The 23,878-nt window shown below is 65.3% G+C and carries 22 protein-coding genes; 4 read left to right on the forward strand and 18 right to left on the reverse strand.

What is annotated here, in order from left to right; translation table 11 throughout:
* The first annotated feature begins 4 nt into the window (after positions 1-4).
* Positions 5-403 carry a F0F1 ATP synthase subunit epsilon gene (locus GTK01_RS08345; protein ID WP_252925419.1) on the forward strand — a complete coding sequence of 133 codons (399 nt, stop codon included), beginning with the start codon at positions 5-7 and terminating at the stop codon, positions 401-403.
* 177 nt (positions 404-580) lie between these two features.
* On the forward strand, positions 581-1,882 hold the full coding sequence (locus GTK01_RS08350) for an MFS transporter (RefSeq protein ID WP_252925420.1): 1,302 nt from the start codon (positions 581-583) through the stop codon (positions 1,880-1,882).
* On the opposite strand, the gene GTK01_RS08355 is transcribed toward GTK01_RS08350, so the two are convergent.
* The 4 genes from GTK01_RS08355 to GTK01_RS08370 form a co-directional block, all read right to left on the reverse strand.
* Positions 1,883-3,070, reverse strand: a complete 1,188-nt coding sequence (locus GTK01_RS08355) for an AI-2E family transporter (protein WP_252925421.1) — start codon at positions 3,068-3,070, stop codon at positions 1,883-1,885.
* A 79-nt stretch (positions 3,071-3,149) separates the two neighbouring features.
* Complete coding sequence (locus tag GTK01_RS08360; protein WP_252925422.1) at positions 3,150-3,536, reverse strand: DUF1850 domain-containing protein; 387 nt, start codon at positions 3,534-3,536, stop codon at positions 3,150-3,152.
* Complete coding sequence (locus GTK01_RS08365) at positions 3,533-5,635, reverse strand: TRAP transporter permease (protein WP_252925614.1); 2,103 nt, start codon at positions 5,633-5,635, stop codon at positions 3,533-3,535. Before GTK01_RS08365 ends, GTK01_RS08360 begins: the two co-directional genes overlap by 4 nt.
* Before the next feature lie 179 nt (positions 5,636-5,814).
* A complete protein-coding gene (locus GTK01_RS08370) occupies positions 5,815-6,777 on the reverse strand; it encodes a TAXI family TRAP transporter solute-binding subunit (protein WP_252925423.1) in 963 nt (320 codons plus the stop codon).
* A gap of 203 nt (positions 6,778-6,980) precedes the next feature.
* Between GTK01_RS08370 and GTK01_RS08375 the strand changes: the two genes are divergently transcribed.
* Together GTK01_RS08375 and GTK01_RS08380 are read left to right on the forward strand one after the other, a co-directional pair.
* Positions 6,981-7,937: an alpha/beta fold hydrolase gene (locus GTK01_RS08375; RefSeq protein ID WP_252925424.1), complete on the forward strand. Its 957-nt coding sequence runs from the start codon at positions 6,981-6,983 to the stop codon at positions 7,935-7,937.
* A gap of 74 nt (positions 7,938-8,011) precedes the next feature.
* Positions 8,012-9,634, forward strand: coding sequence for an ABC-F family ATP-binding cassette domain-containing protein (locus GTK01_RS08380; RefSeq protein WP_252925425.1), 1,623 nt, complete (start codon positions 8,012-8,014; stop codon positions 9,632-9,634).
* On the opposite strand, the gene GTK01_RS08385 is transcribed toward GTK01_RS08380, so the two are convergent.
* From GTK01_RS08385 to GTK01_RS08450, 14 genes are all read right to left on the reverse strand, one after another.
* Complete coding sequence (locus GTK01_RS08385) at positions 9,631-10,845, reverse strand: LysR family transcriptional regulator (protein ID WP_252925426.1); 1,215 nt, start codon at positions 10,843-10,845, stop codon at positions 9,631-9,633. The two genes, GTK01_RS08380 and GTK01_RS08385, sit on opposite strands and share 4 nt — an antisense overlap.
* A 41-nt stretch (positions 10,846-10,886) precedes the next feature.
* Positions 10,887-11,957, reverse strand: coding sequence for a 4-oxalomesaconate tautomerase (locus GTK01_RS08390; protein ID WP_252925427.1), 1,071 nt, complete (start codon positions 11,955-11,957; stop codon positions 10,887-10,889).
* Entirely contained in the window at positions 11,957-12,682 is a 726-nt protein-coding gene (locus GTK01_RS08395; RefSeq protein ID WP_252925428.1) for a PIG-L deacetylase family protein, read from the reverse strand. The genes GTK01_RS08390 and GTK01_RS08395 overlap by 1 nt, the downstream gene beginning before the upstream one ends.
* Positions 12,679-13,647 carry a catechol 2,3-dioxygenase gene (locus tag GTK01_RS08400; RefSeq protein ID WP_252925429.1) on the reverse strand — a complete coding sequence of 323 codons (969 nt, stop codon included), beginning with the start codon at positions 13,645-13,647 and terminating at the stop codon, positions 12,679-12,681. The genes GTK01_RS08395 and GTK01_RS08400 overlap by 4 nt, the downstream gene beginning before the upstream one ends.
* 2 nt (positions 13,648-13,649) lie before the next feature.
* A complete protein-coding gene (locus GTK01_RS08405) occupies positions 13,650-14,387 on the reverse strand; it encodes an ABC transporter ATP-binding protein (RefSeq protein WP_252925430.1) in 738 nt (245 codons plus the stop codon).
* Complete coding sequence (locus tag GTK01_RS08410) at positions 14,380-15,144, reverse strand: ABC transporter ATP-binding protein (protein WP_252925431.1); 765 nt, start codon at positions 15,142-15,144, stop codon at positions 14,380-14,382. Before GTK01_RS08410 ends, GTK01_RS08405 begins: the two co-directional genes overlap by 8 nt.
* Complete coding sequence (locus tag GTK01_RS08415; protein ID WP_252925432.1) at positions 15,144-16,130, reverse strand: branched-chain amino acid ABC transporter permease; 987 nt, start codon at positions 16,128-16,130, stop codon at positions 15,144-15,146. Before GTK01_RS08415 ends, GTK01_RS08410 begins: the two co-directional genes overlap by 1 nt.
* Before the next feature lie 11 nt (positions 16,131-16,141).
* Complete coding sequence (locus tag GTK01_RS08420) at positions 16,142-16,993, reverse strand: branched-chain amino acid ABC transporter permease (RefSeq protein ID WP_252925615.1); 852 nt, start codon at positions 16,991-16,993, stop codon at positions 16,142-16,144.
* A 34-nt stretch (positions 16,994-17,027) separates the two neighbouring features.
* Positions 17,028-18,203, reverse strand: a complete 1,176-nt coding sequence (locus GTK01_RS08425; protein ID WP_252925433.1) for an ABC transporter substrate-binding protein — start codon at positions 18,201-18,203, stop codon at positions 17,028-17,030.
* 136 nt (positions 18,204-18,339) lie between these two features.
* A complete protein-coding gene (locus tag GTK01_RS08430; RefSeq protein WP_252925434.1) occupies positions 18,340-19,740 on the reverse strand; it encodes an aminomethyl transferase family protein in 1,401 nt (466 codons plus the stop codon).
* Positions 19,741-19,839: 99 nt separating this feature from the next.
* Positions 19,840-21,111 (reverse strand): FAD-dependent oxidoreductase, encoded by a 1,272-nt coding sequence (locus tag GTK01_RS08435; protein ID WP_252925435.1) that lies wholly within the window; start codon positions 21,109-21,111, stop codon positions 19,840-19,842.
* 10 nt (positions 21,112-21,121) lie between these two features.
* A complete protein-coding gene (locus tag GTK01_RS08440; protein ID WP_252925616.1) occupies positions 21,122-21,961 on the reverse strand; it encodes an ABC transporter permease in 840 nt (279 codons plus the stop codon).
* Positions 21,962-21,965: 4 nt separating this feature from the next.
* Positions 21,966-22,736, reverse strand: coding sequence for an ABC transporter ATP-binding protein (locus GTK01_RS08445; protein WP_252925436.1), 771 nt, complete (start codon positions 22,734-22,736; stop codon positions 21,966-21,968).
* Positions 22,737-22,820: 84 nt separating this feature from the next.
* Entirely contained in the window at positions 22,821-23,834 is a 1,014-nt protein-coding gene (locus tag GTK01_RS08450) for an ABC transporter substrate-binding protein (RefSeq protein WP_252925437.1), read from the reverse strand.
* Positions 23,835-23,878: the final 44 nt, after the last annotated feature.

Genomic DNA, 23,878 nt, shown 5'->3' on the forward strand with positions numbered 1-23,878 from the left:
TACCATGGCTGACCGCTTCAAGTTCGAACTCGTCTCGCCGGAGCGTCTGCTCGTCTCCGAAGAGGTCGAGGCTGTCGTCATCCCCGGCACTGAGGGTGAACTGACCGTCATGGCCAACCATGCGCCCTTGATGACGACCATCAAGCCGGGCGTCGTGCGCGTCCAATTGGGTGGCGGCCGCGAGGATCGCTATGTCGTGTTCGGCGGTTTCGCCGACATCCTGCCGGAAGGCTGCACGCTGCTCGCCGAATCCGCGATTGCGGTGGCGGATGTCAACAAGGACGACATTGCCCAGCGCATCAAGGACGCGCGGGAGGACCTCGACGATGCCAAGGACGACGACCAGCGGTCCAAGGCCGAGCAACTCATCGCTCAGCTTTCGACGCTGCAGGACGCAGTCTGACATCAAGTCTTCCTTAACGCGAAATTGACCACCGCGGGCGAAAGTCCGCCGTTTTCGCATCTGTCGCCTGCAGTTCAGTGTTCCTTAAGGCATCGCTGGCTTGCTGCGTTCGATGTCCGCTCGCGAAAAAGCGGCACGACTGCTCATGCCAGCTGGGGCGCTGGATGGAGAGACGACATGGCAATGGTTTCCGCTCACCTCCCTCAGCGTTCGGGAACGGCACGCCCGCATCGGCTCAACGTCGCCTACGCGATGCTCGCCGTACTCGCAATCATCAACCTCATGAACTTCATGGACCGGGTGCTGTTCTCGGTCATGCTCGAGGCGATCAAGGTTGATCTTGCCCTGTCTGATTCACAGATGGGGATCATCAGCGGCGTTGCCTTCGCAGTGCTTTACGGGGCGTGCGGGCTGGTGATGGGGCGCCTTGCCGATACGCGCAATCGCGTGAAGCTGATTTCAGGGGCGCTCGCCGTCTGGAGTACCGCGTCGGCGCTATGCGGGTCGGCCGCGGGTTTCGGACAGATGTTCGCCGCGCGCGCCTTGGTCGGCGTCGGGGTGGCGGGCTGTGCGCCGTGCGGGCAATCGATCATTGCGGACTATTTTCCTCCCGAGCGCCGGGCGCTTGCGCTTTCGGTCTTTGCGGGCGTCGGTACGCTCGGCACGTTCATCGGCCTTGTCGCGGGTGGTCATCTCGCCGAGGCCTATGGCTGGCGAATGACTTTCGCGTATTTCGCCATCCCCGGACTTATCATCGCGCCGCTGGTCTTCTTTCTGGGGCGCGAGCCGAAACGGGGCGCCTTCGACAAGGTGATGTCGACACAGGTTCCCTGGGCGCAAGCGATCCGGCATCTTCTAGGCATGCGCACGGCGCGCAACCTCCTGATCGGGACACCGCTCGTTCTCGTCACCGTGGGCGTCGCCAACTGGGTGCCTGCCTTCCTGCAGCGCGCGCACGGCGCGAGCGTTGCCGAGGTTGGCACGTATGGCGGCGCAAGCCTCGGCGTCGGCCTTGTCATCGGAACGCTCGCCGGCGGCCTGATCGTCACCGCCCTGCGCAGGCGCAACCGGCTCTGGGAGTTCTGGTGGCCAGCGATCGCGACCGCGGTCTCGGTGCCGCTCCTTGCTGCATTCTATCTCGTCGGCAGCGCGTCGGCGGCCTACACGATCCTGTTCTTCGCCTTCCTTGCCGCTGGAACCAGTCTTGGTCCGTCGCTCGCCTGCATCATGGTCGTCGCGGATGCGTCGCTGCGCGGGACGATGGTTGCGCTGGCCGTCCTTGTATCGTCGCTCATCGCCTATGGCCTTGCGCCGGCGCTGGTCGGCCTCATCAGCGATACGCTGATCGCGCACGGATTTGGCGAAGCCAACGGCGAATCGCTGCGCTATGCGCTGATGATGGCGCTGGTTTTCCCCCTCGTCGGGGCGTTTTTCTTCCACCGCGCGGCATCGAGCGCGGCGGCGGACGCCGTCGACTGATCAGCCCAGGGTGGAAGCCGGCGGGGTCGTGTGCGGGGAATCCGGCGGCACGGCCTCGGCGACCGGTTCCGTCCGCTCCAGTTCGCGCACCCATTCGCGCCAGATGGCGACCAGCAGCGCCATCAGCACCGGGCCGATGAAGAGGCCGACGAAGCCCATCGTCTTCACGCCGCCGATGAGGCCGAAGAAGGTCGGAAGGAAAGGCAGCTTGATGGGGCCCCCGACGAGCTTGGGACGCAGCGTCTTGTCGACGATGAAGAGCTCGACCGACCCCCAGATCCATAGCGCAATGCCTGCAATGGGCGAGCCGGAGGCGATCAGGTAGATCGAGACCAGGCTGAACGAGAGCGGAGCGCCACCGGGGATAAGCGCCATGACGCCGGTGATGACACCGAGCGTAACGGGCGAGGGTGCGCCGGCGATCCAGTAGGCGATGCCGAGCACGATGCCTTCGCCGATGGCGATCAGCGTCATGCCCGTGACGGTGGAGGATATCGTCGCCGGTACGACGCGCGAGATGCGGCCCCAGCGCGTGGGAAGAATACGGTCGCCGATCCTGTCGACCTGGCCGACGAAGCGCTCGCCGTCCTTGTAGATGAAGAACAGCGCGATCAGCATGAAGAGGAGGTTGAGGAACAGCTCGAACAGACCGCCGCCGGCCGCGAGCACCGCCCGGTAGATGTTGCCGATATTGGCGCCGGAGACGATCTGGACAAGTTCGCCGATCGCGCCGGGATGGCCGATATAGCGCACCCACTGCTCGTCGATCCAGCCGCCGACGGCAGGAAGCGCCGCCATCCAGTCCGGCGTCGGGCTGCCCGTTCGGTTGGTCTCGACCGCCCAAAAGAACCACTCGCGCATCTCGTTGGCCGCATAGCTGACGGCCATGATGATCGGCACGACGAGAAACGTGACGATGAGCAGGATGGCGAGCGATGCCGCAAGGATGTTGGAGCCGCCGATGCGACTGCGCAGGCGGCTGTAGAGCGGCCAGCTCGCAAAGCCGATGACGAGCGCCGCCAGGACCGGCACCAGGAAGCCGTGGAAGAAATAGATGCCGGCGGCGACCACGAGCACCAGCAGCCAGCGCGCCGCAGACAAAGGCGGCACGAGCGCGATGCGGCCGGAGGCCGATGGCCCGAGCCAACTCTGTTCCTTCGCAGGGCGTTGCGGGTGATGTTCGTTCAATGGACTGCCGTCGGCCTGCCGGGCGTCCCGGTAGAGACACCTTCTTCACTGCCAGCAAGGCATTGTTTTGCCGGCATGGTCAAGGTTCGCTTTCGTCGCGGGCGCACGGTGAAAGGCGGATGACCGCACCGGAGGCCGGGATGATCTCGGAAAGCTGGCGGCACCGGCCGTCCGGCTCGCACAGCGTCCAGTCGGCGCCGCGTCCGGCATCCGAGAGAACCAGTTCGGGAAGGGGCGGCAGACCAGGGCGATAGTGCCAGGCGCCATCCCGAAGGACGGAACCTTCAGGGATTTCCATGCCGGCGCCGGTGCCCTCGACGGACGCCTCTTGAAGAACCAGTCCCGCATCGCTCACGGCCCAGCTTTCCGACCACTCGATCTTCTCGACGGAATGCTGCCAGGAGAGCGTGAAGGTTTGCAGCGCCAAGGCGACGATCGCTCCCGCCGCCTCGATGCACAGATTCATGCGGCCGGCGCCGTGTTGCGCGCGGCCCGTGCGCGCCACCAGAGATAACCGATCAGAGCAAAGCCGAGCGCGAAGCCGACCTCGTCGGTCACCGGCAAGGCGAGCACGACGGTGAAGGCGGCGACCATCGCGACGATACGCTCGACCCAGTTGAGTGGGGCAAACAGGAAGCCGATGGCAGCCGCTCCCCACAGCGTGATCGAGAACACGGTCTTGAAGGTCACATAAAGGACAGCGGGCCAGAACCCGATCGCCGCCTCAAGCGGACCTCCAGGCTGCATCATCAATGCGGGTGTATAGACGGCCATGTAGGGGATGACGAAGCCGGCGAGTGCGATCTTGACCGCCTGCATGCCGATCTTCATGCCCGATTCCTTGGCGATCGGCGCGGCGGCGAAAGCCGCCAGCGCGACCGGCGGCGTCAGGTCCGCGAGGATGCCGAAATAGAAAACGAACATGTGGCTGACGAGGAGCGGTACGCCCAGTTCGAGCAGCGCCGGCCCAGCGATCGACGAGGTGATGATGTAGTTCGGGATGGTCGGAATGCCCATGCCCAAGACAAGGCAGGTGAGCATGGTGAGGACCAGCGACAGGAACAGGCTCTGCTCGCCGATGCGTACGATGAACGAAGCGAAGGTGGAGGCGGAGCCGGTGAGGCTGAGGATGCCGATGATGACGCCGACCATCGCGCAGGCGATGGCGACGGGCAGCGCGTTCTTGGCACCTTCGGCCAGAGCGTCGCGCGCGGTGGCAAGCGTCTCGCGGCCGCCTTTGACGAACAGATTGACCAGAACGAGCGCCGCGATCGTCCAGATGATGACGGTGACGCCGTACTGGAAGAACGAGGCGCAGACGAGGCCCAGCAGCACCCAGTAGAGATAGCGCAGCGTCTGGCTCGGCAGACCGCGCGCAATGGCGCCGCCCAGAATGAGGACGGCGGTGAGCGCGAGGCCCATCGTGCCGGCGAAGAGCGGCGTGAAACCGGTAAAGAGCAGGTAGACGAGGACGCCGAGGGGGATCAGCAGATACCAGCCGACCCGCAATGCGCCGAGGGCGCTCGGGGTTTCTTCCTTGCGCATGCCGAGCAGGCCGCGCTTGCCGGCTTCCAGATGCACCATCCAGAAGGCGGAGAAGAAGTAGAGGCACGCCGGGATGATCGCCGCGATCACGACCTGCGAATAGGGGATGTTGAGCGTTTCGGCCATGATGAACGCGACCGCGCCCATGACCGGAGGCATGATCTGGCCGCCCATAGAGGACACCGCCTCGACGCCGCCCGCAAAGGCGGGCTTGTAGCCGAAGCGCTTCATCAGCGGGATGGTGAACTGACCGGTGGTGACGACATTGGCGACGCCCGATCCGGAGATCGTGCCCATGAAGGCGGACGAGACTACCGCGACCTTGGCCGGGCCGCCCCTGGTGTGGCCGACCATGCCGAGCGAGACGTCCGTGAAGAGCTTGATCATGCCGGCGCGCTCGAGGAAGGAGCCGAACAGGATGAACAGGAAAATGTAGCTCGACGACACATAGACGGGCGTGCCGTAGATGCCTTCGGTGCCGAAGCCGAGCTGGCCGATGACCTGATCCCAGTCATAGCCGCGATGCGCAAGGACGCCCGGGGCGTATTCGCCGAAGAGACCGTAGAGCAGGAAGATGCCGGCGATGATCGGCAGCGCAGGGCCCATCAGGCGACGGGTCGCTTCGAAGACGAGAACGATGAGCAGTCCGCCGACGATCAGGTCCTGCGTCAGAAGGAAGCCGCCCTCGCGCAGGATGAGGTCGTTGTAGAACACCCAGTAATAACAGCCGATGCCGAAGCCGATGATGCCCATCGCCCACAGGATCGTCTTCTTGACCAGACCGCCGCCGGTCAGGTTGGCGATCAGCGTGAAGCCGAGGAGAAGCACGAAGCCGACATGCATGGAACGCACGACCTGACTCGGAATGGAGTGAAACGCCGCGACCCAGAGCTGGAAGACCGAGAACGCGATAGCGATGCCGAAGACGACCTTGCCGGCCAGTCCGATGCCGAAGCCGGACGGCAGGCCGTGCTCGGGATCCACGGGAGCCGTCGATTGGGTTTCGGCGGCTGCGGCCATGGGTGCGTCGCCAACTCGCTTTTCCGCTTCCGCCCCGCCCAATTCGGTGTTCTTCGTCATGTCGGGTGACCTCTCCCCAGTGCGGGTGCACCCCCCGCTTCATCGAAAAATCCGCCGGCGGGGCATATCCCCGCCAACGGATGCGTCAAGTCCGGCAGTCTGTCGCTCTCGAGCGATCCTTACTGGATCAGGCCCTGTTCGCGGTAGTAGCGCTCGGCGCCCGGATGCAGCGGCACCGGGTTCTCGTCGACGGCGTTTTCCAGTGCGATGGCCGATGCGGCCGCGTGCGAGGAGACCATGCGATCGAGGTTTTCAAAGAGCAGCTTCGTCATCTGGTAGGCGGTCTCTTCTGAGACGTCCTCATGCGTGACGAGGTAGTTGACGACGGTCGCGGTCTGCACATCCGCCTCCTGACCCTGATACGTGCCGGCCGGAATGACGCCCGGTGCGTAGGGAGCCCCGATGGACTCAACGAGATCCGCCGGGATCTCCACCACGGTCGTCGGATTGGTCGTCGCCAGATCCTGGATCGAGGCAACGCCGAGGCCGGCGGACTGGAGGGTCGCGTTGAGCTGGCGATTCTTCATCAGTTCGACCGACTCGGCGAAGGGCAGGTACTGGACCTGGCCAAGATCCTCATAGGTCATACCGGCTGCTTCGAGGATGGCGCGGGTGTTGAGTTCGGTGCCGGACGCCGGAGCGCCGACCGACAGGGTCTTGCCGCGCAGATCCTCCAGCGTCGTGATGCCGCTGTCGGCGGTCGAGACGAGCTGGATGTAGTTCGGGTAAATGGCGGCGATGCGGCGCAGCTTGGTCAGCGGCTCGCGGAAGCCTGCTTGCTCGTCACCTTCCCAGCCCATGACGAGCGAGTCACCCAGCGAGAAGCCGATCTCGCCGCGGCCCTGCTGCAGCAGGTTGAGGTTTTCCACGGACGCCTTGGTCGCCTGGACCTGGGTGCGCGAGCCTTCGATGCCCTCGCCGTAGATTTCGGACAGAGCGACGCCGAGCGGATAATAGACGCCGGACGTGCCGCCGGTGAGGACGTTGATGAATTCCTGCGCCTTGGCGCCGGTCATGGCAACGCCGATGACGAGCGAAGCGCCTACGAGACGCGCGAGGGTCTTGGACGGACGATTGAGCATGGGCATTCCTCCCTGGAAGGTGTCTGTTCTTGTCGACCTGGTATCTCAAGTAACGAGACCTGTTCGATAAACCCCCAGCAGGACAAGTCAAGCAGGAAGGGCGCCCATCTCGCGCGGCGGATGCCGCGGCAGGACATTTTGCAACTGTCGCGCGTGACCGAGACACTTGCCAAAAGCGGTGCCGACTGGAAGTAAGTACGGCGATGACAGATGCCGCCCCGACCGCCCGGCGCGCCCGCGCCACGCTGCTTGCGCCCTTCTCCGGCGAGCCGCCGCCCGCACCCGACTGGTTCGCCGACGCGCTCGCGCAGGCGCCGGAACGCCGTGTCGTGACGGTCGATGGAGCGGCGATCGAGACGCTTTCGTGGGGCCAACGCGGCCGGCGCGGGCTGGTTTTCCTGCACGGCAACGGAGCCCATGCCGACTGGTGGGATTTCATCGCTCCCTTTTTCGCGGACCGCTTCCGCGTCGGGGCGCTCTCCTGGTCCGGGATGGGGCGTTCGGACTGGCGCGATGCGTATTCGATCGACCAGCATGTCGACGAGGCTGTGGGGGCGGCCGAGGACACAGGCGCGTTCGAGCCCGCGCTCAAGCCGATCATCGTCGCACATTCATTCGGTTCCCTGCCGGCGCTGCGCCTCGCCAACCGGATGCCCGAGCGATTTGGGGGCATGGTGATTGTCGACCCGCCGCTCTTTGCCGAGGCGACCCGGGCGGCGCGCAAGCCGGCCGATCCCGATGCCTATCGCCTCCACCGGGTCTATCCGAGCCTTGCCGAAGCGCTTTCGCGCTTTCGCTTCGCACCCGAGCAGCCTTGCGAAAATCTCTTCATCGCCGACCACATCGCCCGGCACGGCCTCAAGCAGGTCGATGGCGGCTGGACGTGGCGGTTTGATCCGCGCCATTGGCGCCGCGGCAACCGCAAGCATGATTTCGATGCGATGTTCGCGGGATCGAAGGTCAAGCTGGCGCTGGTTCTCGGGGCCAATTCGGCGCTCTACAATTTGGACGACCTGGCGCATCTCGACGCGCTTTGCGCCTTGGCCGGGGCGCCGAAGACCGTTGTCGCGAACGCGGCGCATCACGTCATGGTCGACCACCCGCTTGGCTTCATCGATGTGCTGCGCCGGCAACTCGAGGCGTTCATCGCTGCGCCATAGTGCCGCCCGCCCTTTCGCGCGCGGTCCCAATCGCGTATTGGCCGCGCTCCAGCGCGCGCGAGGTTTTCCCCGGAATGATACGACTCGAAAATATCAGCAAGCAGAATGGCAAGCAGATTGTCTTCATCGAGGCATCGGCGGCGCTGCAAAAAGGCGAGAGGATCGGCCTCGTCGGCCCGAATGGCGCCGGCAAGACCACGCTCTTTCGCATGATCACCGGCGAGGAGCAGCCCGATGAGGGCCAGGTCGCGATCGATCGCGGCGTGACGATCGGCTATTTCAGCCAGGATGTCGGCGACATGGCCGGCAAGAGCGCGGTGTCGGAAGTGATCGACGGCGTCGGCCCGGTGAGCGCGCTTGCCGCCGAGATGGCCGAGCTCGAAGCTGCGATGGGCGATCCGGACCGGGCCGACGAGATGGACGAAATCATCACCCGTTATGGCGATGTGCAGGGTAGGTTCGACGAACTCGACGGCTATGCGCTCGACGGCCGCGCGCGCGAAGTCCTGGCCGGGCTCGGCTTTTCCCAGGAGATGATGGACGGCGATGTCGGCAAGCTTTCGGGCGGCTGGAAGATGCGCGTCGCGCTCGCCAAAATCCTGCTGATGCGGCCCGACGTGATGCTGCTCGACGAGCCGAGCAACCATCTCGACCTAGAAAGCCTGATCTGGCTCGAAGCCTTCCTGCAAGGGTTTGACGGCGCGCTCTTGATGACGTCGCATGACCGCGAGTTCATGAACCGCATCGTCAACAAGATCGTCGAGATCGATGCCGGCTCGCTTACTTCCTATTCGGGCGACTACGCCTTCTACCAGGAGCAGCGCGCGCTGGCCGACGCGCAGCAGCAGGCGCAGTTCGAGCGGCAGCAGGCAATGCTCGCCAAGGAGATTGCCTTCATCGAGCGGTTCAAGGCGCGCGCGTCGCATGCCGCGCAGGTGCAGAGCCGCGTGAAGAAGCTCGACAAGATCGACAAGGTCGAGCCGCCGAAGCGGCGCCAGACGGTGCGCTTCGAGTTCCAGCCGGCCCCGCGCTCGGGCGAGGACGTCGCGACCTTGAAGAACGTCTCCAAGAGCTATGGCAGCCGGACCATCTATGACGGGCTCGACTTCCAGGTACGCCGGCGCGAGCGCTGGTGCGTGATGGGGATCAACGGCGCCGGCAAGTCGACGCTTCTGAAGCTCGTCACCGGCACGGCCGATCCCGACGACGGTTCGGTCTCGCGCGGGCCCAGCGTGAAGATGGGCTATTTCGCGCAGCACGCGATGGAGGTGCTCGAGGGCGAACGCACGGTGCTGCAATCGCTCGAAGATTCGTTTCCTCAGGCGGGGCAGGCGCCGCTTCGCGCGCTTGCCGGCTGCTTCGGCTTTTCAGGCGACGAGATCGAGAAAAAGTGCCGCGTGCTTTCCGGCGGAGAGAAGGCGCGGCTGGTGATGGCGAAGATGCTGTTCGATCCGCCGAACTTCCTCGTTCTCGACGAGCCGACCAACCATCTCGACATCGCGACAAAGGAGATGCTGATCGCCGCGCTCCAGCAATATGAGGGCACGATGCTGTTCGTCAGTCACGACCGGCATTTCCTCGCCGCGCTGTCGAACCGGGTCCTGGAACTGACCGAGGACGGCATCCGCACCTATGGCGGCGGCTATTCCGAATATGTAGCCAGCACGGGGCAGGAAGCGCCGGGCCTGAGAAGCTAGAGTTTCTGGGCAGCGGCGCGCAGCGCGCCGAGCAATTCGGCCTGAAGGGTGGTGGGCATCCAGCCCTGCCGGGTCGCGATGCCGATGGGTCGCGCCGTTGCGGGCAGGGGAAGGTTCAGCGGCACGAGAAGGCCGGCTTCTTCCTCATAGGCGATCTGGCGCCGCGACATCAGCGTCAGCCGATCGGAATTGACGAGGAGGCCACGCAGCGCGACCAGCGAGCCGGTCTCGACAAGACCGCTGTCGCATTGCGCCAAGCCGTACCGCATCGACAGGTCGTCGAAGATCGCACGGGTGGGCGTGCCCTTGCGCGGCAGTATCCACGGATATGCGCGAAGATCGTCGAAGGTGACCGCAGCGCGCGCGGCAAGCGGATGGCCCGCGCGCACCACCACCGACAACGGGTCCTCGAAAAGCGCTTCCTGGGCGATGCCCTTCGCCTCGGAAGCGGGGCGCAGCGCGCCGACCAGCAGGTCGATCTCACCGATGGCAAGCGCATGGGCGAGCGTGTCGTAGGAGCCGTCGACGATTTCCACCGATGCCGCCGGGCGCCGGCCGGTCCAAGCGACGATGGCTTCCGGCACGATACGCGTGCGGGCGAAAGGCAGGGTGCCGATGACGACGCGGCCGGTGAAGCGTCCGTCGAGCTCGCGTGTATCCTCCAGCGCGTTCTCGAGTTCGCGCAGAACGAGGCTGGCGGCGCGGGCGAGCATGGTGCCGGTTGCCGTCAACCGGATCGAGTTCTGCCGGCCTTCGAAGAGCGGGACCGTGCCGATGCGCTCCAGTTCGCGCGCGGCGCGCTGGACAGAGGGCTCAGCCTGTTCGAGACGGCGGGCGGCCGCGGTGAAGCTGCTGGTCGAGGCGAAGGCGGCAATGGCGCGCAAGTGTGCGATGGTGGCGTGGGTTTCCAGAAGGTCGATCGCCAGGGCGCGGCCGATGGAAGCGTGGCGCGCCAGACGCTCATTGGCCTCACGCAGGAGCGACAGCGCGCGTGCGGCGCGCTCGGCGAGAAGCCGGCCGCGCTCGGTGACGAAGACCCCCGAGCCGCGCCGCTCGAAAAGCGCGCCGCCGAACTGCGTTTCCAGCTTGGCGATTGCCTGCGAGGCGGCGGGCTGGGACACGCGCACGGCTTCGGCGGCGCGGGTCAGCGAATTGGTTTCGGCGGCAAACTGGAAGAGCCGGACATGGCGCAGGTTCGGGTAGGACGACATGGCGCGGATTTAGGCATCCAACATGTCGTTTGGGAAGTGGCTCAGTCGTAGACGAGCCCATCAAAGAGCTTGCGGGCCGTTCGCAGAACGCCCGCCTCGTTCAGACCGCCGGCCGCGTCGAGGCTTGCCGTGACGGTGAACTCGCCCGTCGGATGCTCGATCGAGATCAGCATGTCGCGCGCGCGCTGCAGGCGCGCGATCTTCGCCGCCGGGCCGTCTTCGAGAAGGCAGGCGGTGGCGACGCTGACGGCGCCGAGGACGCCGATCGCCTGGTGGCAGACATGGGGGATGAAGGTACGGGTGGAGATCGCGCCGCCCGCTTGCGGCGCGCTGACGAGCGTCATCTTCGGCACGGATTTTTCCGCGACGTCGCCGAGATTCATCAATGGCCCTGCCTTGAGGCGGATAGCCTCGATGCGCGCCTTCAGGTCGGTGTTCGCGTTGAGCTCGGCCGGGCTTTCCGTGCCGGTGAGGCCGAAATCGGCAGCGGCCATGACGACGCACGGCATGCCGTTGTCGATCATGGTTACGTCCACGCCCTCGATCTCGTCGACGTCGTTGCCGGTCGGCAGCAGCGCGCCGCAGGAGGAGCCGGCCGTGTCCTTGAATATGATGGGGATGGGTGCGGCCGTGCCGGGCACGCCGTCGATGCGCGCGTTTCCGGCATAGACCACGTGGCCGTCCGGCGTCTGGATCGTGGCGACGGCGATCTGGCCGGTGTTCTCCATGAAGATGCGCACGCGCGTCTCGCCGTCATTGGCTGGAACGAGGCCGCGCTCGATGGCGAAGGGGCCGATGCCGGCCAGGATGTTGCCGCAGTTCTGCGCGTCCGTGACGATGGCCTTGTCGACGAACACCTGCAGGAAAAGATAGTCGACGTCGACATCCAGCCGGACTGATTTCGAGACGATGGCGACCTTGGAGGTGAGCGGGTCAGCTCCGCCGAGCCCATCGATCTGGCGCGGATCGGGGGAGCCCATGACGCGCAGGAGAAGCGCATCGCGCGCAGCCGGGTCGTCGGGCAGGTCACTCGCAAGAAAATAGCCGCCCTTCGACGTGCCGCCGCGCATCCACATGGCGCGGACGCCATTGTGGTGGTCGGCGCTCGGCATCACAGCGCGTCCACCGTGCGCGGGAAGATAGACTGGAAGCCTTCGGCGTATTTCGCCTCGCGCCCGCCGGCCTGGCCACCGGAATTGCGCCGGAACTGATTGGCGCGGTTTTCGGCGACGTTGGTGTAGTAGTCCCAAAGGTGCTGCTGGCCTTCCATGCACTCGATGGCGGCCTTCTTCTTCTCCCAGACCGGCGTGATGTCGAGGATCGTGTCGGGCTTCCAGGCGCATTGCTCGGTCTGGTGCGGCTCGAACAGATAGAGTTGCGGCGCGCCCAGCACCTTCTCGCCGGGATTGTGACCCCAGGCCTGCGCGATCATCCGGCATTCGAGCGCGACGCGCGTCGCATAGGGATGGTCGGTATTGTAGGGGTCCTCCATCGAGTGCGACAGCATGAATTCCGGCTGGACCTTGCGGATGACGTCGACGAGGCGGAATTTCGCGTCGCGGTCGAGCTCAAGCGGATAGTCGCCGCAGTCGAAGAACTGAATGTCGGCGACGCCGAGCGTCGTCGCGGCAGCTTCGGCCTCCTTGCGCCGCGCGGCCTTGACGCCTTCGAGCGTGGCGCCGGCATTCTTCCACAGCTTGGCGCTCTCGCCGCGCTCGCCATAGGAGAGGCACACAACCGTCACGTCGATGCGCTTTTCGGCGTGCAGCGCGATGGCGCCGCCGCACCGCCAGACGAAATCGGCCGAGTGCGCGCTGATGACGAGAGCCGTGCTCATGATTTGGTGCCTCCTTTGGGAACGGGCGGCGTGCCGTGAGTGTGGAAGGATTCGATCGTCTTCAGGCCCCAGGCCTGGCCCTTCCTGCGCTCGGCTTCTGTCCATACGATCGTCTGCCAGTCGGGATCGAGGACGAGGCGCGCACCGGCATTGGCAATCTCGATGCGGTTGCCTGCCGGCTCGTAGACGTAGAGGAAGAAGGTGCCCTGGATGGCATGGCGGTGCGGGCCGGTCTCGATGAAGACGCCGTTTTCAAGGAAGATGTCGGCGGCGCGCAGGATGTCGTCGCGGTGGTCGGCCGCATAGGTCAGATGATGGAAACGGCCGCGCGTGCCCGAATGGTCCTCGGTGCAGGCCATGTCGTAGCCCTTGTTGTTGACCGTGAACCAGCAGCCGCCGATGCGGCCATTGTCGAGCCGGATCATCTCGGTCACGCGGCTTCCCAGCGCCTCGACCATGAAGTCGCGGATCTTCGACACGTCGGTCGCCAGAAGGTTGAAGTGGTCGATGCGGCGTGGTGCCGCGCCGCGCCCGTGAAAGCGCTGGGCGACGTTCTTGAGCGCGGGCCTTTCAGCCTCGGGCGGCTGGTATTTGTGCGTGTCCCAATAAAGTTCGAACACGTGACCGTCCGGGCTGTTGAAGCGGTAGGAGCGGCCATGGCCGAGATCGCCGTCGGTCCAGCCGATGCCGAGACCCATCTTCTCGATGACCGCGACACGCCGGTCGAGCGCGGCTTGCGATGACGTGCGGTAGGCGCAGTGCGCCATGCCGGTCGTATCCGACGCGGTCAGTTTCAGGGAGTGGAATTCATAGTCGTCCCACGCGCGCAGGTAGACCGAATCGCCCTCGCGGCCGGCCTCCGTCAGCCCGTAGACGTTGACGAAGAAATCGAGGCTTTCCTCGAACTTGTCCGTCAGGAGTTCGACATGGCCGAGATGGGCGACGTCGAAGCAGGGTTCACTCATGATCATGCCTTTCCGGATGCCGGCTCATCGACATCGAGATTCATGCCGACGTAGCGGTCGAGCGTCGCGCGGTCTTCGACAAGCGCCTGCGATTTCGCCCGGTGCGCGACCGTGCCGCGCTCGATGACCAGCGCGTCCTCGGTCAGCGCGAGCGCGACATCGGCGTGCTGCTCGACGAGGACGAGCGCCATGCCTTCGTTGCGGGCCATGCTGCGGATCGCGGCGGTCAGTTCCTCGACGATGATCGGCGCAAGGCCCTCAAGCGGTTCGTCGAGGAGGAGGACGGCGGGATTGGTCATCAGCGTGCGGCCGATGGTCAGCATCTGCTGCTCGCCGCCGGAGAGCTGGTTGCCCATGTTGGCGCGCCGCTCCTTGAGGCGCGGGAAGAGCTCCCAGATGGCGTCGAGCGTCCAGCGGCCGGAGCGGGCAGCGACCGTCAGATTTTCCTCGACCGAGAGCGAGGGGAAGATGTCGCGTTCCTGCGGAACCCAGCCAAGGCCAAGCCGGGCGCGCCTGTGGGACGGCAGGCGCGAGACGTCCTGTCCGCGAAAATGGACGCTGCCGCCGCTGAGCGGCAGGAAGCCCATGGCCGTCAGAATGATCGTCGTCTTGCCGACGCCGTTGCGGCCGAGAAGGGCGAGGCTGCGGCCTTCAGGCAAGGCGAAGGAGACGTGATCGAGCACGATGCCGGACCCGTAGCCGGCGCTGACGTCCCGGAATTCGAGGATCGGCTCAGCCATGGGCGCCGTGCCCCAGATAGACGTCGCGCACGCGCGCATCGGTGCGGATGTTCGCCGTCGTGTCCTCGACCAGCACGCCGCCGCTGACCAGCACGATGATGCGGGTGGCGAAGCGGAAGACGATGTTCATGTCATGCTCGATAAAGAGGACCGAAATGTCCTCCGGCAGGCCGGCGATGACCGAAAAGAGCATCGCGCTCTCGTCCTTCGGGACGCCGGCGGCGGGCTCGTCGAGGAGCAGGACCTTGGGGCGCGTGGCGAGCGCCAGCGCGATCTCGAGCAGGCGCTGCTGGCCATAGGCCAGGGTGCGGGTCGGCCTGGTCGCGACGTCCGCGAGGCGAAGGCGTGTCAGGATTTCGAACGCCTCGTCGATCGCCTCGGTTTGTGTCGACAGGCGGCGCCAGAACTGGCCGGCGACAGCTTCGCGCTCGCTGACCACGAGCGTCACCGCCTCGATCGGCGTCAACTCGGGAAAGAGGGTGTTGATTTGAAAGGTGCGGGCGAGGCCCTTGCGCACGCGGGCCGCGGCAGGCGTGGCCGTGATGTCCTCGCCGTCGAGCTCGATGGTTCCCGAATCCGGCTTGAGCTGGCCGGTGATCAGGTTGATCAGCGTCGTCTTGCCGGCGCCGTTGGGGCCGATCAGCGCGTAGCGGCAACCGCGCGGCAGGGCCAGCGAAACGTCGCGCGAGACCTGAAGCGCGCCGAAACTTTTCCGCAGCGCATTTGTCTTGAGCATGATCGGCTGCGTCTGCCCCATCAGCCGCGCCTTTCCACGAACCTGGCGAAGAAGCCCAAAATGCCTTTCGGCATGAAGAGCACGACGAGCATGAGGAGAAGGCCGATCCAGAAGTACCAATATTGCGGGTTGACGCCGGCGAGCTGGTCGCGGGCGACGAGGAAGATGATGGCGCCGACGATCGCGCCGTAGAGCCTGCCGGTGCCGCCGAGGATGAGCATGACCACCACGTCGGCGGAGCGCTGGAAGCTCAGGACGTCGAGCCCGACCGTGTTGGTGGTCTGCGTCAGAAGCCCGCCCGCTATGCCCGCCAGCGCAGCGGAGATCGTGTAGATCTTGCGCAGGTGCCAGGAATGGTCCGAGCCGATGGCCGGCATGCGTTTGACGTTTTCGCGGATGCCGCGCAGCGCAAGGCCGAAGGACGAGTTGACGATGGTCCGGCTGACAAGGAGGCCGAGGAACAGCACGACCAGCGAATAGGTGTAGGCGGTGTAGCCCCACAGGTCGAAACGGAACGTGCCGAAGATCTGCCAGGTGCTGACGCCGCGCAGGCCGTCCGTTCCCCCGGTCAGCCATGTCATCGCATTGGCGAGTTCATAGCCGAGGAAGCCAAGGCCGAGCGTGACCATGATGAGGGCGAGATGCTGGACGCGCACGATCAGGTAGCTCGCCACGAAGCCGACGAGACCAGCCACGAGGCCGGCGAAGGCGAGGCTGGAAATCGGCTCGCCCCATCCGAGCCGCGCGCTCAGGAGCCCGACGGAATAGGCTCCGAGGCCGAAGAACAGCGCATGGCCGAGCGTGACGATGCCGGCATAGCCGAGGATCAGGTCGACTGAGATGGCGAAGAGGGCGGCGATGGCGATCTGGCTCGCCAGGGTCAGGTAGGTCGGGAACAGGAAGAAGGGCAGGAGCGTCGCCATCCAGAAGGCGACCTCGAACCAGGACCAGCGGCTCTGGCGGGCAAGCCAGGTGTGGGGGGCAGTTGTGCGGTTGAGGGTCGTCATGGGCATCTCCCTCACCGCCTTCCGAACAAGCCGAGTGGCCGCCACAAGAGGACGGCGACGAGGATCAGATAGATCAGGAAGGAGCCGATTTCGGGCACGAAATACTTGCCCGCGACGTCGCCGATGCCGAGGAGCGCGGCCCCGACAAAGGAGCCGGTGATGGAGCCGAGGCCTCCGACGGAAACCACGATCAGCACGTAGACGAGGTAGTGGAAGGCGAAGGAAGGGTCGAGACCGACGATCTCGATCGCGAGCGCGCCGCCGAGGCCGGCGAGTCCGCTGCCGAGCGCGAAGGTGATGCCGAAGATCTGCTCGACATTGAGGCCGAGTCCCTGCGCGACGCGCTGATTGTCGACGGCGGCCCGGATCTGCGCGCCGAGACGCGTGCGCTCGATTCCGAAGACGAGGAGCGCGGTGATGGCAAGGGCGATGGCGATGAGGAAGAGCCGGTAGGTGCCGAAGCGGATGCCGCCGATCTCGACCGTGCCGCGCAGCCATGCAGGCAGGCGGATCGGCTGCTGAACCGTGCCGAAGAAATAGGTCGCCGCCGCCGTCGCGACGAAAACCATGCCGATCGTGAAGAGGACCTGGTTGAGTTCGCCGGCCCGGTAGAGCCGGCGAAACAGGGTGCGTTCGATAACGATGCTGGCGAGCGCGGCGGCGAGGAATGCCACCGGCAGCGCCAGAATGAAGGGGAGACCGAACTGGCGCATGACGAGCACGGTGACGTAGCCGCCAAGCATGCCAAAGGCGCCGTGCGCGAGGTTGATGAAGTTCATCATGCCCAGCGTCACCGACAGGCCCACGGACAGGACGAACAGAAGCATCCCGAAGGCGAACCCGTCGAACAGAACGATGACGATGTTGGTCATCTAGGCGCGGCCCGGTCGATTGCAGTCACTGCTTGCCGTGGAGCGGGTCCTTGACCTCGGGGATTTCGTCGATGATGACATTCTGCAATTCGCCGTCGACCTCCTGCACCTCGCGAATGTAGACGGTCTGGACGACGTCACGCGTTTCCGGGTCGATCGACATCGGCCCGCGCGGGCTGTCCCAGGCCATGCCCTTCGCGGCCTCGACCAGCGCATCGCCGGAAGTGTCGCCTTCGGTCTTCTTCAGCGCCTCGTAGATCAGGTGCATGCCGTCATAGCCGCCGATCGAGAACAGGTCGGGCGAGCGGCCGCCATTGGCCTCGCGATAGGCTTCGCGGAACTCGTTGTTGAGCGGGTCGTCGCGCTCGAGCGAGTAGTGGTAGGTCGTGATGATGCCGCGCGCGGTGTCACCCATGCTTTCGAGCGCTTCTGGGTGGGTGAGTTCGCCTTGCGCGAAGATCTTGGTGTCCGGCGGGGCGAGGCCGCGATCGACCAGTGCCTTGCCGATGGCGGCGGGCTGCGCGCCACCTGGCACGAAGATGTAGACGGCCTCGGGATTGGCGTCGCGCACGCGCTGGACGAAGGCGGAGAAATCGGGATTGGCGACCGGCGTGCGGTCGGCGCCGATGATCTTGCCGCCCGCCTCAGTGAAGCCTGCGGCGAACGCCTTCTCGGCATCATGGCCCGGGCCGTAGTCGGCGACGAGCGTATAGGCTTCCTTGACGCCGGATTCGAACGCCCACTGGCCCAGGACGGTGTTGAGCTGCGGAATCGTCACGCCGGTGCGCACGATGTAGTCGGACTGCTCGGTGACGATCGAGGTCGCCGCATTCATGACGACCATCAGCTTTTGCGCCTCGGTCGCGATCGGGGCTGCGCCGAGGGCTTCGGGCGTGAGCGCGAAGCCGGCGATGATGTCGACTCCGTCACGCACGACGAGTTCCTGTGCAAGGCGCTGGGCGACATCCGGGGCCGGGCCGCCAGTGTCCTTCTTGACCAGCTCGATCGTTTTTCCGGCGACCTCGTTTCCATGCTCGGCGATGTAGAGGTCGATGCCGGCCTGCAACTGGTTGGCGGCGTCCGCGAACGGGCCCGAATAGGGCAGGATGACGCCGATCTTGACGGTTTCCTGCGCATGCGAGTGCACCGACCACGACAGGCCGGCGGCCAGAATCGTGGCAAACATCATCTTCGTCTTCATTCTTTTTCCTCCCTTGGGCCGGCCGCCAGGCGCGGCCACCGGACCCCAGTCTCGGCGTATCGGGGACGCTCCGCAACCACCAATCGAAAGGCGGACCGGCGGCATAAGCTTTGCCTACTGTGCGTGTGAGACGGGTTCAGCTCGAGCGCGTGCGCCAGCTGTCCACGTAGTTCTCGCGCGCCTCGCGGGCATAGGGGACGGGCGAGACGCGGACGCGGATTTCCGCCTGTTTGTGGCGCTCGGTCGAGGTCTTGCCGGAGCCGCCATCGGGCTCGCCCCAAACGAGGGTCAGCACGTCGCCGACATTCACATCCTGATCGACAATGCCGAGCGAAAGCATCGCGCGCTCATTGAAGGAATAGCCGTTGAACATGGAAAGGCCCACGAGCTTGCCGTCCCTTTGGACCCGGTCGAAGGACGAAGAGGCATAGTTCGGCTGGGGCAGGTCGATCCACTTGTAGTTTTCCTCGCCGTTGCGGAAACTCGAATGGATGATCTTCATCACATCCTCGTCGTTCCACTCGAAGGTGACCTTCTTGCGCTGCGTCTTCGGGTCCATTTTCTCCAGCGCCTGGCGGCCGACGAAGTCGTGGTCGAACTTCACGTAGAAGCCGTAACCGAGTTCATAGGGCGTCGTGTAGTAGTCCTCGATATTGCCGGAGACGTAGGAGCCGCCGATCGAACCGGTCGCCTCGTAGCCGTTGGCCGGCAGCCATTCGCGATAGGCGCGCATCTCCTCGCCGGAATAGATCGCGGGCAGGGGGGAGGGGATCCAGCCGGATTCGAGCGTGTTGGTCGAATAGGCGCGGCTGCCGACCTGGTAGAGGTCGTGCCCCCTGCCGGCCTCGATGATGGCGGCCTGGATCTCGTCCTTCTCTTCGTAGGGTCCCCAGATCTCCAGGCCGGGCGCGCCGGCCATGCCGTGGCGCAGCGCGCGCACCTTGCGGCCGGCGATGTTGATCCGGTCCATGTTGAAGAACTTGATCTCGGGGATAGGCCCGCCATTCAGCTTCTCGAGGATCGAGGTGGCATTTGGCCCCTGGATCTGGAAGCGGTAGTGGCGCCGGTCGACCTTCTTGCCGTCGGGACGGGAGGGAGAGCGGTCGTCGCGGGTGACCTTGACGTCATGCTTGCCGAGCGAGGCATTGTACTCGACCCAGTTGACGGTCGGCGCGCGGCCGACGAGCAGATACTGGTTCTCGTCGAGATGAAAGAGGATCACATCGCCGATGACATGACCCGATGGACCAACCGGTACATAATGCTTGGCCTTGTCGACGGTGAACCCCTTGAAAGAGTTGATCGACAAGCCCTCGAGAAACGGACCGGCATCGGGGCCTTCAACCATCAGCTCGGCCATATGGTGCGACTGGTCGAAGAGCACGGCGGAATCGCGCCAGGCGCGCTGTTCGTCGCGCCAGTTGGTGAACTCGGCGGCGACGACCGGATAGACATACATGCCGATCCTGGAATTGCGCAGAAGGCCGACCGTGTCGCCGCTCTGCCGCAGCACCTCCTCGAGATTGCGTGCGCCCATTGGTCTTTCCTCCCTAACCAAAACGTCGGAGAGGTATCCCTTGCGAGAGTCCGGCTGTCACATTCGAAACGGGCCTGCCGGCATAACGCGCCTCGTGCTCTAGACGAGGGCGCCCTGCTCGGCGAGGCGCGCCTGAACGCTGCGTGCGTCGTTGCGGTGGTCCGCGTCGACATGATCGGCGGCCGCGACGCCGGCAGCCTGGCCGGTGGCAAACGCCGTGCCCATGACGCGTATCGAGCCGTAGGCATGCGGATCGGCGCCGATGACGCGACCGCCATACCACAGATTGTCGAGGCCCTTGGCGCGGATCGAATCGTAGGGAACGTGGCAGTAGCCCGCGCCGCCGATCGACGTGTAGCTCGGCTTGCCGGCCTCGCCATGGAGCTCTATCGGCCAGGCGGCGCGGGCGATGCCGTCCTCGCGCAGGCGGCCGGAGACGACGTCCTCGCCGGTCATCTCGTAGCGCGCGGCGGGATGGCGCGTCTCGCGCACGCCGATCTGCGGCCCCGTGGCGACGAGATAGGCGCGCTCGAAACCCGGCATGTCGCGCTTGAGCATGGCGACATAGTCGTTGGCACGGGCGCGAGCTTCCATCTCGGCCACCGTGAAGCTTTCGGAGGAAAGGTCCGGCAGGCCGACATCGACGGTCATCCACCACATGTCGTGCGAGAGCGGGAGGCGGATGATGATGCCGCCATCGGTGCGCTGGATGGGATGCGCGCCGTTCTGGTTGTAGCGCGCGATGGCCGCCTGCAGCGCCTTGCGGTCGATGTCGAGATCGGGCGCAATGCCGCCGACCCGGATCGGCATCGTCAGTGCCTGCAACTTGCCTTCGGCATCGCCGGTGCGAAACGAAACGCCGGCGAGCATGGCGAGATTGGCATCGCCCGACGCATCCACGAAGGCTTCGGCGACGACACGGCTGCGCCCGCCCATGCCGGCGAGCGTGACGGCTTCGAGCCGGTCCGCCGTGCGGGCGACGGAGGCGACGCGGGTGTGGAGCCTGACGTCGATGCCGTAGCGGCGGACGAGATTGTCGAGTGCGAATTTCAGGACTTCCCCGTCGAGGAGGACGATCCAGTTGCCGGTCGTTTCCGAACGGAAGGCTTCGCCGTCGAGGCCGTGTTTGCGAAGTTCGCCGACGACCTCCTCGCCGACGCCGCCGACGGCTTTCACCGGCTCGCGGCCCTGCTGGAAGAGGCCGCAATAGGCATAGACCTGCGAGGTCGTCGCCGCGCCGCCAAGGAACCCGTATTTTTCGACGAGGCAGACCTTCGCGCCTGCCTTCGCCGCGCCGATGGCCGCGGCAACGCCGGCCGCCCCGCCGCCGCACACGACGACGTCGTAATCGGCTTCCACTCGCTTGGTCATGTCAGGTCCGTCAGGTGCGCCAGTTGAGGAAATACTGCTCGGCCTTACCGATCAGCCAGCCGATGGTGAGGCCGAGGATGGAGAGCATCGCGACGCCGGCGATGAGCTGGTCGGTCGCGAAGATCGCGCCGGCCATGAGGATGTAGGCGCCGATGCCGTATTGCGCGCCGATCATCTCTGCCGCGACGAGCAGCACGATCGCGATCGAGGCGGAGATGCGGAAGCCCGACAGGATCGCCGGCAGCGCGCCGGGGATGATGATCTTGCGCACGATCGACAGCCACGACAGACCGAAGGACTGGCCCATGCGGATCAGGTTGCGGTCGACATTGTCGACGCCGCCATAGGTGGCGATGACGGTTGGGAAGAAGGTGCCGAACAGGATCGTCGCGACCTTCGAGCCTTCGCCGATGCCGAACCAGACGATGAAGAGCGGCAGGAGCGCGATCTTCGGAATTGGGAAAAGCGCCGAGACGATGGGCGAGATGCCGGCGCGGGCGACCGAGAAGAGGCCGATCGCAAGCCCCACCGTCACGCCCAGCATCGAGCCGAAGAACCAGCCGACCGAGAGGCGGTAAAGGCTCGCCTGAAGATGGGTCCATAGCTGGCCGGTGCGCACAAGGTCCTGGATCGCGCCGAAGGCCTCCGACGGGGCGGGCAGCGCGATCGGGCTGATGATGCCGGACTGCGAGCCGAACTCCCAGATCGCGATGATGACGATGAAGACGAGCGGCCCGACATAGCCGAATTTGCGCGTCTTGAAGCCGCCGCCGCGGAACGGCACAGGCTTGGCGCCGGAAGGCGCAATGACACGCTTTTGCGGGACTTCGGCGGGGTGGGTCGAGTTCATGGTGTCAAGCGACATCGGCCAACTCCATGTCGGCGGCGCGCGCTTCGTCGCGCATCAGATTCCACAGGTGACGCTGGGTTTCTTCCAGCTCGGCGAGGCGGCCGGCACGCTCGGCCAGCGGCATGTTGATCTCGACGACCTGCCGGATGCGGCCGGGACGGCGCGACAGGACGATGATCTTATGGCCAAGCCGGACGGCCTCGGCCAGGTTGTGGGTGACGTAGCAGGCGGAGAACTTCTCGCGCGACCACAGCTCGACCAGATCGTCGAGCAGAAGCTCGCGGGTCTGGCTGTCGAGCGCGGAGAGCGGCTCGTCCATCAGCATGACGGCGGGGTTGACCGAAAGCGCGCGGGCGATCGCCACGCGCTGTTTCATGCCGCCGGAGAGCTGGCGCGGCAGGGCCTTGCGGAAATCCGACAGCTTGGTGCGGCGAAGCACATCCTCAATGACGGCCTCGGCCTTGTCGCCGCGGATGCCGTGATCTTCGAGGACGAGACTGACATTGCCCTCCACCGTGCGCCACGGAAGCAGCGCGAAATCCTGGAAGATGTAGGTGAGCGGGTTGAGCGAGCCCGCAGGCGGCTCGCCGGCGATCAGGACGCGGCCGGAGGTCGGCCGCTCCAGCCCGCCGATGAAGCGAAGGAGCGTGGACTTGCCGCAGCCCGACGGGCCGATGATGCAGACGATCTCACCGCTCTTCAGCTCGAAATTGATGTTCTCGAGCACGTCGGTCTGGCCGTAGCGATGCGTGATGTTATCGATCACAAGATCCATGATCGGCTCCTCGGGTTGCGCAGAATGGCTCTTCGGGTCGAGCCGGCCCCGAGCGCAACGCTCAGGACCGGCAGCCTTGGGAGATCAGAAGGTCTCGACGAAGCTCGTGTCGACCAGATTCTCGATCGAGGCGTCCTGGGGAACGAGGTTTTCGGACTTGAACCATTCGAGCTGGTCCTCGATGCTCGCCACGTTCAGCTTCGCATTCTCGTTGATGCGCATCGCGCCGGCGCGGATCGCCGGGTCGGCCTCGGCCAGCGGCCGGTCGGTGTAGACCCATTCATGGATCATCGCGACGATCTCGGCGCTTTCCTCTTCAGACATCGTCTTGTCGACGAAGGCGGCGTTGTAGTCATCGGCGCCCTTGGAGAACGCGGCGAGGAATTCTTCGACGAGTTCGCCATTGTTCTCGGCGATCTCGGTCGAGGTGAAGATCGTCGTCACCTGATAGTCCTCGACATAAACGGCGATGGAGCCGATCTCGAACACGTCTCCGCTCTTGACGAGGCCCGAGGCGATGTTGGGCACGATCGACCACGCGTCGATCTGGCCCGAGCGAAGCGAGGCGATGACAGCCGGCACGCCGTTGAGCGGCACGAGTTCCATCGTCGAGCGCTCGAAGCCTTCCTTGTCGGCGATCTTGTGCGCCATGTAGTGGAATGAGGAGCCCGCCGTCGTGATGCCGAAGCGCTTGCCTTCGAGGTCTGCCGGGGTGGTAAGGCCCGCTTCATGCGCGGCCTTGGATACGAGGATCTTCTGGCCCTCGATCTGGGCGGTTTCCTGCAGCGCGCCGCCGATGATCTTGACTGCGCCGCGCTCGGAAAGGCTGACGAGGCCGGCGGTCATGGCGGTCAGGCCGAAATCGACGTCGCCCGACGCAATCGCGACGGCCATGGGCTGGGCAGCCTGGAACGGAACGAACTCGACCTCGAGGCCGGCTTCGTCGAAATAGCCCTTGCCTTCGGCAATGATCGACGGCGAGTGCGAGGTCAACGACAGGATGCCGACCTTGATCGGCTCGGCGCTGGCAGCGCCCGCGCCCATCAGCATCGTGGCGGCGGCAAGGGCGCCGAAGGTTCTGCGTGTGATCGAAAGCATGGATATTCCTCCCTGAGACTGGTGCTTTCCTTGATTGGCCGAGA

This window comes from Aliihoeflea sp. 40Bstr573 (genome assembly GCF_024105655.1).
Taxonomy (GTDB): domain Bacteria; phylum Pseudomonadota; class Alphaproteobacteria; order Rhizobiales; family Rhizobiaceae; genus Aliihoeflea.

Excerpts from the sequence above, each read along its gene's own strand:
- GTK01_RS08345 (WP_252925419.1), top strand. The coding sequence starts at position 5 with ATGGCTGACCGCTTCAAGTTCGAACTCGTCTCGCCGGAGCGTCTGCTC.
- GTK01_RS08350 (WP_252925420.1), top strand. The coding sequence starts at position 581 with ATGGCAATGGTTTCCGCTCACCTCCCTCAGCGTTCGGGAACGGCACGC.
- GTK01_RS08360 (WP_252925422.1), bottom strand. The coding sequence starts at position 3,536 with ATGAATCTGTGCATCGAGGCGGCGGGAGCGATCGTCGCCTTGGCGCTG.
- GTK01_RS08365 (WP_252925614.1), bottom strand. The coding sequence starts at position 5,635 with ATGGCCGCAGCCGCCGAAACCCAATCGACGGCTCCCGTGGATCCCGAG.
- GTK01_RS08370 (WP_252925423.1), bottom strand. The coding sequence starts at position 6,777 with ATGCTCAATCGTCCGTCCAAGACCCTCGCGCGTCTCGTAGGCGCTTCG.
- GTK01_RS08375 (WP_252925424.1), top strand. The coding sequence starts at position 6,981 with ATGACAGATGCCGCCCCGACCGCCCGGCGCGCCCGCGCCACGCTGCTT.
- GTK01_RS08380 (WP_252925425.1), top strand. The coding sequence starts at position 8,012 with ATGATACGACTCGAAAATATCAGCAAGCAGAATGGCAAGCAGATTGTC.
- GTK01_RS08385 (WP_252925426.1), bottom strand. The coding sequence starts at position 10,845 with ATGTCGTCCTACCCGAACCTGCGCCATGTCCGGCTCTTCCAGTTTGCC.
- GTK01_RS08390 (WP_252925427.1), bottom strand. The coding sequence starts at position 11,957 with ATGCCGAGCGCCGACCACCACAATGGCGTCCGCGCCATGTGGATGCGC.
- GTK01_RS08395 (WP_252925428.1), bottom strand. The coding sequence starts at position 12,682 with ATGAGCACGGCTCTCGTCATCAGCGCGCACTCGGCCGATTTCGTCTGG.
- GTK01_RS08400 (WP_252925429.1), bottom strand. The coding sequence starts at position 13,647 with ATGAGTGAACCCTGCTTCGACGTCGCCCATCTCGGCCATGTCGAACTC.
- GTK01_RS08405 (WP_252925430.1), bottom strand. The coding sequence starts at position 14,387 with ATGGCTGAGCCGATCCTCGAATTCCGGGACGTCAGCGCCGGCTACGGG.
- GTK01_RS08410 (WP_252925431.1), bottom strand. The coding sequence starts at position 15,144 with ATGGGGCAGACGCAGCCGATCATGCTCAAGACAAATGCGCTGCGGAAA.
- GTK01_RS08415 (WP_252925432.1), bottom strand. The coding sequence starts at position 16,130 with ATGACGACCCTCAACCGCACAACTGCCCCCCACACCTGGCTTGCCCGC.
- GTK01_RS08425 (WP_252925433.1), bottom strand. The coding sequence starts at position 18,203 with ATGAAGACGAAGATGATGTTTGCCACGATTCTGGCCGCCGGCCTGTCG.
- GTK01_RS08430 (WP_252925434.1), bottom strand. The coding sequence starts at position 19,740 with ATGGGCGCACGCAATCTCGAGGAGGTGCTGCGGCAGAGCGGCGACACG.
- GTK01_RS08435 (WP_252925435.1), bottom strand. The coding sequence starts at position 21,111 with ATGACCAAGCGAGTGGAAGCCGATTACGACGTCGTCGTGTGCGGCGGC.
- GTK01_RS08440 (WP_252925616.1), bottom strand. The coding sequence starts at position 21,961 with ATGAACTCGACCCACCCCGCCGAAGTCCCGCAAAAGCGTGTCATTGCG.
- GTK01_RS08445 (WP_252925436.1), bottom strand. The coding sequence starts at position 22,736 with ATGGATCTTGTGATCGATAACATCACGCATCGCTACGGCCAGACCGAC.
- GTK01_RS08450 (WP_252925437.1), bottom strand. The coding sequence starts at position 23,834 with ATGCTTTCGATCACACGCAGAACCTTCGGCGCCCTTGCCGCCGCCACG.